Consider the following 12,029-nt stretch of genomic DNA (forward strand, 5'->3'; position numbering starts at 1 on the left):
CCTGCGGGTCTGACACGGGGTTACCGGTTTAGAACTTGTAGTTCCCCACCAGATAAACCTGCCGCCCCAGCGGATCGGTATACCGCGCATCAAACCCCATCTGATTGCCGCCACCCGCAATACGCTGCGAGAACGGCGGCTCACGGTCAAACAGGTTCTTGATGCCGCCAGTCAACACCAGGTTCGGATTGAAGCGGTAGCGCGTCTGCCAATCCCACACCAGGTAATCGCCGACCTTGCGGTTCAGGGCCACGAAGTTGCCCGCATCATCGCGCACCGCCTGGTTGCCCTCGCTGATCGGCATATCGTGGTAACCGGACTTGTACACCCCGGTCAAGGAATGGGTCAGCACATCCGACTGCTTCCAGCTCGCCACCACTTTGCTGATCCAGCGGAAGGTCACCGAGTTATACGAATCGAAGCGCCCCACGCTGTTCTCGACCGGATCGGTCGCCAGCGTCTGGAAATCGGCCTTCTTCATATAAGTACCGGTCCAGTTGAACGATAGCTTGCCCTGCTTGTAGGTGTGGTCCCAGTCGATGCCCTGGTAGTGCGACTTGGCCAGGTTGAACGGCGTCAGTGAGGCGGCTAGCGTGTTCTGCTTCTGGATCGGATCGTAGTAGGACACGAACAGGCCCATATACTTGGCCGGGTTGTTGAACACCTCGTTTTCCGGCAGCTTGGAAATCTGGTCATTGATCTTCACATCCCAGAAATCGAAGCCGATCGACAGCTCGCGCACAGGCTCGACGCGCAGGCCAATCGATGCCTGCTTCGACGTCTCCGGCTTCAAGCCGGTTGCGCCGGAATAAGGATTGCCGCCATTGAGCAGGTTGTACTCCGAGTTGCCGTTACACAGCGGCAGCAGCGGGCCCGAGGTGATCGGGCATGGGTGCGCATTCGACGAACCGCCGCCTTGCAGCGGGTTGGTGATGTCGGTCAATACCGGCGCCTTGAAACCGGTGCCGTAAGAGCCGCGCACCAGCACGCTTTCCGCTGGACGCCAGGCTGCGGCCAGCTTGTAGGTGGTCTTGCTCGCATCATTGCCCTTGGTCGCCGGCGCAATCAGCTTGCCGGCGCTGTCGAAGTTCATCTTATCCTTCACGGCATCGTAGCTGTCGTAGCGCACGTCGCCGGTCAGCTCCAGCCCTTTTACCACCGGCACCACCAGCTCGGCGAAGGCGCCCCAGTTCTTGCGCGAAGCATCGGTCGGCAGCGCGCCCGAAATGCCGCCGATCGGGCTGTCGGTGAAGTTCGGCTGCAGGCTGTTGGCGCCCATCGTGATCGAGCTTGGGTCGTAGACATATTTCTGGCGCAGGAAGTCGCCGCCCAGTGCCAGCATGGCCGAGCCGCCCGGTGCTTCGAATACGGAACGCGAGCCGCGCAGGTTCACCACATCGATTTTGGACGTGGTTTCATCCAGCTTCTGGTGCAGCACGGCGGAAGCCAGTGCCGCGCGCGTTTCAGCGGTCGGCACGATGAATGGGTTGTAAGCGCCGGAGGCCATCAGGGCGTCCAGCTTGTCGCTGCTGGTGTAGCCCGATACCGCGTGGTCTTCCGCCGTGGTCTCCGAATGGGTGTAGGAAGCATTCAGATCCCAACCGCCCAGGCGCCCTTCGACGCCGAACGCCAGGTGCCGCGCTTCAGTCTTCCAGTCGTCGGTACGGCCACCGGCATCGACCAGGCGCAGGCTCATGGTGGCTGAATTCACGGTCGCCGGGTCCACGCCCAGCTTGACCAGCGCCGGCACCACATTCGCTTTGTACAGCGCGGAATTGATATCCAGCGACAGCGGCTGGGCCGGCGGCGCATAGCGCGCCGTGCTGGTGAACTTCGAATACAGGCCTTCGGCAAAGAAGGTCCAGTCGGCATTGAGCCTGAAATTGGTGGAGGCGAACAAGCCATCGCGCTTCAGTTCGGGCAGCAGTTCGACCACCGAGCCATAGTTGAACATGCAGCGGTCGCCCACCTTGAACGTATTCGGCGCACCGCATGCGCCAGTGTTGATCAGGCTTGGGTTGAACAGCACATTGCCATTGCTGGTGCGCGCATTGACGTTGCCCGGGATCGAATTGGCCGATACCTGGTACAGCGAATAGCGCTTGCCGCCTTCACTGAATTCATGCACCCCACCTGGCGCGGAGAAGCTGCGGTCGCTGGCGCTCAGCTCTTTTTGCGTGTCGTGGCTGTAGGCCAGCAGCACGTTGAAGCCATCGGTCTCCAGCTCGCCAAAGCCCTTGGATATCGCAACGTTCGACGTGGCGCCTTCGCTGCCCTTGGTGGGACGGTTGTAGGTCAGCTCGATATGGGCATCGGTCTGGTTTTTCTTCAGGATGAAGTTGACCACGCCGGCAATCGCATCGGAACCATACAGCGCGGAAGCGCCGTCGGTCAGGATCTCGACCCGTTCAACCGCCGACAGCGGGATCGAAGCCAGGTTGACCGCGGAGCCCGAGCTATAAGGCGCGATGCGCCGACCGTTCAACAGCACCAGCGTGTAGCCGGTGCCGATGGCATGCACCGAAGCGGTCTGCACGCCCCCGCCGCCGCCATTGATCGACGCGGCCGACGTGACAAAGCCCTGCATGGAAGGCAGCGTGGCGACCAGGTCGGCCACGGTAGTGGCGCCGGTCTGCTCGATCTGCGCCTTGGAAAGGGTCTGCACCGGCAATGCGCCTTCGACTGCAACGCGCTTGATTGCCGAACCGGTGATCTCGACCCGCTGGATGTTCTCCTCAGCCATGACCGGCAGGGCTGCAACGCCCATGCCGGCCATGAACATCAGTCGCACGGAGCGCGACAGGATGGTTTCTTTCATCATCGTTTCCTCTTTGACTCTCTGTTTTTGTACTCGCCGCGGCTTGCGGCTCGTTTATCAGAGCATGTCAATTCAGCAATGAAAAATGAAAAAAGCAGATTGTGCAGGAGTCGATGGAAATCCGGCTTCGAATCAACAAGTTTCCTGTCGTTTTTACGACAAGCGAAAGAAAAAGCAAAAAAAAACGGATACCCGAAGGTATCCGTTTTGTAGGGCTTGCTAGCTAGCTCGAATTAGAACTGATAGGTCAGGCCGAGCGAGAAGAAGCGGCCAACTGCGCCAGCCTGGTGCAACGAAGCGTTGTACGCGGTCTGTGCGGTTGCATTGCCGTAGGTACCAACGTCGATCGGAGGCTGCTTGTCGAACACGTTCAGGATCGCGCCGCGGACCGACAGGTCCTTGGTGATCTTGTACACCACGTTCAGGTTGGTGGTGGTGAACGACGACACGCGGCAGTACTCAGCAGGCTGGGTCACACCCTGGAAGTAGGTACGGCCACCGACGTCAAGACCGGTCGAATCGCAGGAGGTACCGCCAACCGATGGATCCAGGGTCGAGAACGAGCTGGTGTAGTTCATGGTTGCGCTCAGATCCAATGGACCACGGACATAGCCCAGGGTGAACTGTGCACGGTCTTTCGGGTTACCGGTCGCGCCGCCAACCACGGATGGGCCTTGGGTGCCGGCCATCGAGTAGACGGTGCCATCAGCAGCGATCTGCTTGTACGACAGGGTGTGCGCTACGTTCAGGTTAGCGCGCAGGGTACCCATGTCGCCCATGCGCCATTTGTAGCTGATGTCAGCTTCGAGGCCGCTGGTCTTGGTCTTGCCGCTGTTGATGTACGGCGACAGGGCGTAAGCCGCGGTACCGACGCTAGGCGTGCCCAGGAAGGTGCCGCCGTTGCCGTCGGAGATCTCCATCGGAACCGGTGCAACGCGCACGAAGGTCGGCACGAAGCCTGGCAGATTGCCGGCTGCGGTCACGATCTGGTTCTTCACTTCGATGTTGTAGTAATCGAAGGTTGCGCTCAGATCCTTGACCGGATCCAGGATAATGCCCAGGTTGTACGAGGTCGACTTCTCAGGCGCCAGGTCCTTGTTGGTGATCTGGACGTATGGTGGGCTGATCGCGCACTGGTTAACCGCGTTGCCTGCGGTCGTGGTCTTGCCGTCCGGGCACAGGATCGGGTCAGGAATCGCGTTGAAGGTGAAGAACGAACCTGCGTTGCCCACTTCAGCCGGGTTAGGTGCACGGAAACCTTTGGCGATGCCACCGCGGAAGCCAACCTGCTTGGTTGGAGCCCACTTGAAGTTGGCAGCTGGGGTGAACGAGTGACCGTAGCTGTTGTAGTGGTCGTAACGAGCCGACAGGTGAGCTTCCAGAGTCTTGAGCGGGTTGGCTTGCAACTCGGCAAACACAGCGGCGTTGGTCTCATCGCCGATCACGAAGGCGGAAGTGCTAGCCACTTGACCGGTCAAGGTTGGGCCGGCTGGCGGCGAATTCTGCTTGCGCTTGTGCCAGTGACCACCAACCGCCAGCGCCAGAGGACCTTGACCCAGTTGCATCAGTTCACGGGAACCGATCAGGTCAATGTAGTTCAGCTTGGAGGTCAGCTCATTGGTGAAGTGCGGCGAAACGCTGGCCAGGATCGATGGATCGTTGCCGCCCAGCACGTTGAAGCTACCGTTGTTCAGAGCCGCGTACAGCGAAGGACGGTCGATGTAACCGCTGTATTTGATGTCGGTCTTGACTTCGGTGATACCTGCGCCGCCGTTGATATCCCAGCCAGCAGCCGTGCCCTTGATGTCGGCAGCCAGGCGGGTGGTCTTGGCGGTGTTGTCCAGGGTGTTGGTTGGATCGACGCCAGGGATATAGCCGTACAGGCGTGCTGCAGAGCCCAGGTTGTTGGTGATGCCGCCACCGCCAACTTTTGCACCGGCTGCGAACAGGGTGCTCGGGATGCGGTTGACGCCGGCAGTCAGCACGCCATTATTCAGGGTGGTGTTACCAGCGAAGGTGCTTGGCGAGAAGGTCGCGCCCATGCCGCGGTTGTTGACACTGTCACGGCGGAACAGCGAAGCTTTCAGGCCCAGTTCCCAATCGGCGCCCAGCTTCTTGGTAAAGCCAGCCATCACGTTGATGTTCTGGGTCCGTGGCTGGATGTTACCTGCGGTATCACGCACGATGCAGTTATCGGACATGTACTTGTTGAAGTTGCAGTTCGAATCCAGGAACTGGTAGTTCGCTGGGTTCAACGCTGCAGAGCCGTTGACTTTCGCGCCGGACGGGTTGTACAGGAACGGGGTGCTGGCTGCGGTCAGGAAGCTGTTGATGCTGACTGGCTGCAGGGTCACAGGGTCGATACGTGCGACCGGTGCGCCCAGGCTGATGTTGTTGCCGCCGCGCAAACGCCAGTCACGGTTGTCCCAGTCATTGCCTTCGCGGTCAGCGACCTTGATCGCTTCCTGGCGACGGAATTCCGCAGTGATAAAGGCGTTGTAGCCGTCGGCGTCCAGATCGCCAAAGCCGGTGCCGAACGAGGCACGGGTGGTCTTGCCGCCGCCGTGCTCGGTGGTGCCGCCTTCCACGTTGACGCGGGTGCCGGTGATGCTCTTCTTCAGGACGATGTTGACCACGCCTGCGATAGCGTCGGAACCGTAGGTCGCCGATGCGCCGCTCTTCAAGACGTCGATGTGGTCGATGGCGTCAAATGGGATCGACGAAACGTCGACGAAGGAGCGCTGCGAGTCATCCGACAGCGGGTATGGTGCCACACGGTGGCCGTCAACCAGTACCAGGGTTGCGCCGACGGTCAGGCCGCGCAGCGAAATGCCGCTGGCGCCGTTTGCAAACGCGCCGGAGAAGCCAGTGCCCAGGGTACCTGCGCCGTTGGCGGCCAGGTCGGTCAGCAGTTCGGCGACCGAAGTCTTGCCACTACGCTGGATGTCTTGGGCGGTCAGTACTTGCACCGGTGCAGCGGTTTCAGTGTCGGTGCGGCTGATCAGAGAGCCGGTCACCACCACGCGCTGGACAGTTTCGCCAGACTGCTGCTGCGCCATGGCTGGCATAGCAGCCAGAACGGCCGCGCCGCCGAAGGCCACGGCCAGCGAACGAACAAGAATCGTCTTTTTCAACATTTTGGTTCCTAAAATATTTGTTTGTCCCGACTAAACCAAAAAAACATGATCACCTTTTGGGCGATACCGAAGTCAATTGCATCAATTGATTTCAGCGTAGGATAAGACCATGACCAACTTGTCTATGTCAATAAAAGCACCAGCAATATGATAAAAAACAACAGTGCTAAAGCATTAGCGCGTAGGATTACGTAGTTCGATACGTATCGCTACAAAAGCAAATAATTGACTGGAGATTGGCGAAATTTGCACGCCCGAGCCATTTTCACGATCAGGTGCAAATGTGTGGGAATTAATACCTGGACATTATCGCCAATACAATTGGTGATAATTAGACAGTTCGCCAAATTAATCGGCGAACTAATTGAATTACTGCGAGAGATAATCGAACTTGCAAATAAGCAAGCTGCGCAATTTATCAACTATTGCATCCTTCCCCTGCAAAGTACAGTAAATGTTTGTATCGAGGCGCTACCCCGTTGCGTGATTACAACCATTGAAAGCGGGTAGAATGTCGCCTTTGGGCCCGTTGCGCGCCCCATCTTGCTGAGAAAGACCATCATGTTGCGACTAAATGAAATCAAACTCCCTCTCAACCACGAGGAACCGGAGCTGGCCAAGGCCATCCTGGCCCGACTGAAGATTTCACCGCAGCAGATGCTGGGCTTTACTGTCTACAAACGCAGCTATGATGCGCGAAAGAAGGCCAACATCTCGCTAATCTACTCGGTGGACGTCGAAACCACGGACGACGCCGGCATCCTGGCCAAGGGTGCCGACGACAAGCACCTGATGCCCTCGCCGGACATGGCCTATAAATTCGTGGCCCATGGCGTCAACGCCGACGGCAGGCAGCCGCGCCCGGTAGTCATCGGCATGGGGCCGTGCGGGCTGTTCGCGGCCCTGATCCTGGCCCAGATGGGCCTGAAGCCCATCATCCTCGAACGCGGCAAGACGGTTCGCGAGCGCACCAAGGATACTTTTGGTTTCTGGCGCAAGCGCGTGCTGAATCCTGAATCGAACGTGCAGTTCGGCGAAGGCGGCGCCGGCACCTTCTCGGACGGCAAGCTGTACAGCCAGATCAGCGACCCCAGGCACTATGGCCGCAAGGTGCTGACCGAGTTTGTTAAATCCGGCGCACCGGAAGAAATCATTTACGTCAGCAAGCCGCACATCGGCACCTTCCGCCTGGTCAAGATGGTGGAAAACATGCGCGAGGAAATCACCGCCCTTGGCGGAGAAATCCGCTTCGAGCAGCGCGTGACCGATTTCGACATTCGCGAGGAGAACGGCGTGCGCCAGGTGCGCGGCGTGCACCTGGCCAGCGGCGAATACATCGAAACCAGCCATGTGGTGCTGGCCATCGGCCACAGCTCGCGCGACACGTTTGAAACCTTGTACCAGCGCGGCGTTTATGTGGAAGCCAAGCCGTTCTCGATCGGCTTCCGCGTCGAGCACCCGCAATCGCTGATCGACCAGTGCCGCTTCGGCCCGAACGCCGGCCACCCTATCCTGGGCGCGGCCGATTACAAGCTGGTGCACCATGCCAGCAATGGCCGCGCGGTGTACAGCTTTTGCATGTGCCCGGGCGGCACCGTGGTGGCGGCAGCATCGGAACCGGGCCGTGTCGTGACCAACGGCATGTCGCAGTATTCGCGCGCCGAACGCAATGCCAACAGCGCCATCGTGGTATCGATCAGTCCAGAGGAAGATTACCCGGGCCACCCGCTGGCCGGCATCGAGCTGCAGCGCCGCCTGGAAGAGAAAGCCTATGTACTGGGCGGATCCAACTACAACGCACCGGGCCAGTTGATGGGCGATTTCGTGGCCGGCCGCGCGTCGAGTGACGTCGGCGCCGTCACGCCGTCCTTCAAGCCTGGCATCACCTGGACCGACCTGGCCACCATCCTGCCGGAATACGCCGTGGTGGCGCTGCGCGAAGCCTTCCCTGCCTTCGACAAGCAGGTCAAGGGCTACTTCAAGCACGACGCCGTGCTGACCGGCCTGGAAACCCGTACCTCGTCGCCGATCCGCATCAAGCGCAATAACGACGACCTGCAAAGCCTGAACACGCGCGGCCTGTTCCCGGCCGGCGAAGGCGCAGGCTATGCCGGCGGCATCCTGTCGGCCGGCGTGGATGGCATCAAGGTGGCGGAAGCCGTCGCGCTGTCTATGCAGGCGGCAGACAAGACTTGACTTCAAACGGCATGCGCAGGTGGAAGCGGCAGCCCTGTCCGGGCTGGCTGTGTACTTCCACCGCGCCGCCCATCTGCTGCATGATGGTGTACACGATATGCATGCCCAGCCCTGAACCACCCTGCCCGCGCTTGGTGGTGAAGAAGGGCTCGTAAATCCTCTCCCGCACGCCGGGCGCCAGCCCGACGCCCTGGTCGACGAAATCCATCTCCAGCCAGCCGTCGGCCACGCTGGCGCGCACCGTCACCGTGCCGCCCTGCCCGTTCGGATAGGCATGGCGCGCCGCGTTCATCAGGAGGTTGGACAGCACCTGGGAAAACTTCCCGGGCGGCAGGCGTGGCCGCAGCAGGTGGTCGATCTCCACCTCGACCTTGATGCCGGCCTTGCGCAGCTCAGGGCTGTGCGCCGACACCACACCCTGCACATAGTCTTTCAGCGCCAGCGTGCTGACATGCTCCGTGCCCTGGTCCACCGCCAATTGCTTGAAATTGCCGATCAGGGCCGCCGCGCGGTGCAGGTTCTGTTCGATCAGCGCCGCAGCATCGTTCAGGCGCGCCGCCAGGTTGACCAGGTCGGAGCGGCTCACTTTCGGCGCCTCCAGCGCCTGCACCAACTGTGCCGTGTAGCTGCTCATTGCCGATGCGGCCGTCAGCGCCACGCCCACCGGCGTATTTACTTCATGCGCCACGCCAGCGACCAGCGAGCCCAGTGCCGCCATTTTTTCCTGCTCCACCAGGCTGGCCTGCGCCGCGCGCAAGGCATCGGTGCGGCGCGAGACCTTTTCTTCCAGCAGGTGCTCGCGGTCCTGGTGCTGCAGTTCCGCCGCCGCACGCGCCGCGAAAATCGACAGCAGCGACAGCGCCAGCAAGCGCTTGTTCTCGTCGATCTGCTTGGTGTCGATGGCCGACAGGATGCCCAGCGTCTTGCCCTCGGTGTCGACCATCGGCATGCCGACATAGCTTTCCGCCTTCATGTCCACCAGCAGCGTGTCCAGCGGATAATCCTGCTGGATGCCGCAGCCGTGGAAGCACATGGTCTGGTCGGTGACGTTGTGGCAAGGCGTGTGTTCCAGGCTGTATTCCATATTCGGCAGGAACTCCTCGCCGGCCCACACGGCAAGCGTGCGGATGCCCTCCTGCCCATCCGGCATGCGGATCACGCGGCCGGCGATCACGTAAGTCACATCCAGGGCCGCCGCCAGGTCGCGCACCAGCACGCGGAAAAACTCGCCGCCGCGGGCACGCGCAGTGGAATCGGTAATCGAGCGCAACGCCGCCTCGGCCAGGGTGCGCGCGTCGTTGGCGTCGAATAATTCCATCGCGGGCTCCTAATGGGGTGGGTAGCGCCGATACAGGTCTTGCAGGTCATCCTTATGCTGCAGCAGCAGGTTGGCCAGCGCAGGATCGAAACGGCTGCCGCTTCCCTCGCGCACTTCGTCCAGCGCACGCTGCAGCGTGTGTGCCGGGCGATAGCTGCGCGGGCTCACCATGGCGTCGACGAAGTCGGCCAGCGCCGTGATGCGCGCGGCCAAGCTGATGTCGGCGCCCTGCAAGCCTTGCGGATAGCCGGCGCCGTCCCAGCGCTCATGATGCTCATGGGCGATGCGTGCGGCCAGTTGCAGCACCGGCTGCGTCGATGAGGACAACATATGCCAGCCGATATCGCTATGCCCCTGCATGCGCGTGCGCTGCGCCGCATCGAGCGGACCGGGCAGGTTGAGGATCTCGTCCGGGATGCCGGCATGGCCGATATCGTGCAGCGGAGCGGCCTGGCGCAACTGGCGCACGGCGTTGTCCGGCATGTCGACCGCTTCGCCCAGCATGGCGGCAATCTCGCCCACCCGTTCGACGTGGCCGCCGGATGCGGCCGAACGGCGCTCCAGCGCCTCGCCAAGGATGTGGATGATGGCGTCCTGCGTCGCTTCCAGCTCCTCGCGCGCCAGCAAGCGCTCGTAAGTGATGGCGACATTCGCCGAGAACAGGCCAAGCAGCTCGCGCTCCTCGTCTTCCAGCGCCTCGCTGAACGACATGTAGAGCAGGCTTTCATTGCCGTCGCGCGTGCGGTAGTAGCAGGCGTAGTACAGCGCTCCGTAATGGTCGGCCTGCTCCGCCATGCAGCGCAGGAAGGCGTCGCGCACGCGCACCGGCAAATGGTCCAGCGTTTCTTCCAGTGCCAGGTCGGCATAGGCCGTGGTCACCGCCAGCACCTGCAGGCGGCCCGGCTGGCGCGCGGCGGCATAGGCATTCATGCGGCTGGCGCACACGCCCTCCGCCTGGCGCCCCAGCAAGGCCGAAGCCTGCTCCAGCACGGCGGAACAGAAGTGGCGCAAATTATCCGAATCGCAGACATGGGTGATGGCATCGATCGAGCGGCGCAAGCCGAGGCGGGCACGCTCCAGGCGCATCAGGTCGCGGTAGGCGCGCAAGCCGGAATAGAACACCGTGCTGAGCTTGGCATGCGTCAGTTCGGTCTTCTCGCGGTAATCGTTGATGTCGTAGCTTTTCAGCACCTGCGCCTGTGGCGCCTGGCCCGGCTGGCCGGTACGCAGCACGATGCGCACATTGCGGTCGCCCAGCTCCTCGCGGATGTAGCGCACCAGTTCAAGGCCGGCATGCTCGGATTCCATTACCACATCGAGCAGGATCAGGGCGAACTGGCCGGGCTGCGACAGGCGCTGGCGCGCCTCGGTGCCGGAATAGCAATGGGAGAAATGGACGCGGCGGCCGTCGAACTCAAAGTCCGACATCACCAGTTCGGTGACCTGGTGTACAGCTTGCTCATCGTCAACGACCAGGATTTCCCAGGGCGGGAGTGACGCAGCCGGGACTGGCGTCTCATCATCGTCGAACAACATTGCGTCATCCACCATGCCCAGCCCCACGAGAGGTTGTTTATTGTAAATTATATACCGCTACAGCCAGCCCACCTTCTTAAAGCGTCGATACAATGCGCCGCAAACAACAGCCATCAGGGTCAGGGCAGCCGGGTAGCCGAAGCGCCAGTCCAGTTCGGGCATATGCTTGAAATTCATGCCCCACAGGCCGGCAAAGGCAGTCAGCACCGCGAAAATTGCCGCCCAGGCCGCCAGCCGCTTGTTGACCTCCCCTTCTTCCAGCGCCACCATCGACAGGTTGACCTGGATCGCGGTACCGATGGTCTCGCGCATGGTATCGAGGGCGGAATTGATGCGCAGCAAGTGATCGTGGACGTCGCGGAAATATTCCTGCGTATTGCTGCAAACCGCGGGCACGCGGCCGCCATGGAGCTTGCCGATAGCATCAAGCAAGGGAGCCACGGTGTGGCGCACCGTCATGACTTTGCGCTTGAGTTCGTACAGCCGTTCGATGTTGTCCTGCTGGGAGCCGCGGATGAAGATGCGTTCCTCGATCTTTTCCAGCTCCACTTCCAGCGTATCGATGATGGGGAAGTAACGATCGACCACCGCGTCCATCAGGGCGTACAGCACGAATCCGGAGCCTTGCTGCAGCAGATGCGGTTCGCGTTCCGCGCGGGCACGCACGCCGAGGAAGTCCTTGGTGGAATTGGATCGGTTGGACAGCACGTAGTTGGGGCCGACGAAGATGTCGACTTCGCCGACGTGCAATTCTTCCTCGCGCAGTTCGAGCATCTTCACGACCACGAACAGGGAGTCGCCGTATTCCTCGATCTTGGGGCGTTGCTGGCCGCGGCCGGCGTCCTCCACCGCCAGTTCGTGCAGGCCGAACTCCTCCTGCATCACTGCGAGTTCATCGTGGGTGGCATCGCGCAGGGCGACCCAGACAAAGGCGTCGTTACGCGCCACGTAATCGCTGATGTCCTCCACCGGGATATCAGCCAGCTTGCGCCCATCCTGGTAGGCGACGCAGTTAATCAGCATG

The 12,029-nt window shown here is 61.1% G+C and carries 6 protein-coding genes; 1 reads left to right on the forward strand and 5 read right to left on the reverse strand.

Going from position 1 to position 12,029, the window contains the following annotated elements:
- Nucleotides 1–28: 28 nt before the first annotated feature.
- Nucleotides 29–2,821 (reverse strand): TonB-dependent receptor, encoded by a 2,793-nt coding sequence (locus ASD58_RS13880; RefSeq protein WP_057261752.1) that lies wholly within the window; start codon nucleotides 2,819–2,821, stop codon nucleotides 29–31.
- A gap of 230 nt (nucleotides 2,822–3,051) precedes the next feature.
- A complete protein-coding gene (locus ASD58_RS13885; RefSeq protein ID WP_057261753.1) occupies nucleotides 3,052–5,955 on the reverse strand; it encodes a TonB-dependent receptor in 2,904 nt (967 codons plus the stop codon).
- Nucleotides 5,956–6,516: 561 nt separating this feature from the next.
- Between ASD58_RS13885 and ASD58_RS13890 the strand changes: the two genes are divergently transcribed.
- Nucleotides 6,517–8,151, forward strand: coding sequence for an NAD(P)/FAD-dependent oxidoreductase (locus ASD58_RS13890; RefSeq protein WP_057261754.1), 1,635 nt, complete (start codon nucleotides 6,517–6,519; stop codon nucleotides 8,149–8,151).
- Here the strand turns inward: ASD58_RS13890 and ASD58_RS13895 are convergent.
- The 3 genes from ASD58_RS13895 to corA are packed head-to-tail and all read right to left on the reverse strand — an operon-like array spanning nucleotide 8,126 to nucleotide 12,028.
- The gene (locus ASD58_RS13895; protein ID WP_057261755.1) at nucleotides 8,126–9,469 is read right to left on the reverse strand and encodes a sensor histidine kinase; all 1,344 of its coding nucleotides are present in this window, start codon (nucleotides 9,467–9,469) and stop codon (nucleotides 8,126–8,128) included. The genes ASD58_RS13890 and ASD58_RS13895 overlap by 26 nt on opposite strands.
- Nucleotides 9,470–9,478: 9 nt before the next feature.
- The gene (locus ASD58_RS13900) at nucleotides 9,479–11,005 is read right to left on the reverse strand and encodes an HD domain-containing phosphohydrolase (protein ID WP_057261756.1); all 1,527 of its coding nucleotides are present in this window, start codon (nucleotides 11,003–11,005) and stop codon (nucleotides 9,479–9,481) included.
- 57 nt (nucleotides 11,006–11,062) lie between these two features.
- Entirely contained in the window at nucleotides 11,063–12,028 is a 966-nt protein-coding gene (corA, locus tag ASD58_RS13905) for a magnesium/cobalt transporter CorA (RefSeq protein ID WP_057261757.1), read from the reverse strand.
- Nucleotide 12,029 lies beyond the last annotated feature (1 nt).

The organism is Duganella sp. Root1480D1, assembly GCF_001427305.1.
Taxonomy (GTDB): domain Bacteria; phylum Pseudomonadota; class Gammaproteobacteria; order Burkholderiales; family Burkholderiaceae_D; genus Rugamonas.

Excerpts from the sequence above, each read along its gene's own strand:
- ASD58_RS13880 (WP_057261752.1), bottom strand. The coding sequence starts at position 2,821 with ATGATGAAAGAAACCATCCTGTCGCGCTCCGTGCGACTGATGTTCATG.
- ASD58_RS13885 (WP_057261753.1), bottom strand. The coding sequence starts at position 5,955 with ATGTTGAAAAAGACGATTCTTGTTCGTTCGCTGGCCGTGGCCTTCGGC.
- ASD58_RS13890 (WP_057261754.1), top strand. The coding sequence starts at position 6,517 with ATGTTGCGACTAAATGAAATCAAACTCCCTCTCAACCACGAGGAACCG.
- ASD58_RS13895 (WP_057261755.1), bottom strand. The coding sequence starts at position 9,469 with ATGGAATTATTCGACGCCAACGACGCGCGCACCCTGGCCGAGGCGGCG.
- ASD58_RS13900 (WP_057261756.1), bottom strand. The coding sequence starts at position 11,005 with ATGTTGTTCGACGATGATGAGACGCCAGTCCCGGCTGCGTCACTCCCG.
- corA (WP_057261757.1), bottom strand. The coding sequence starts at position 12,028 with ATGCTGATTAACTGCGTCGCCTACCAGGATGGGCGCAAGCTGGCTGAT.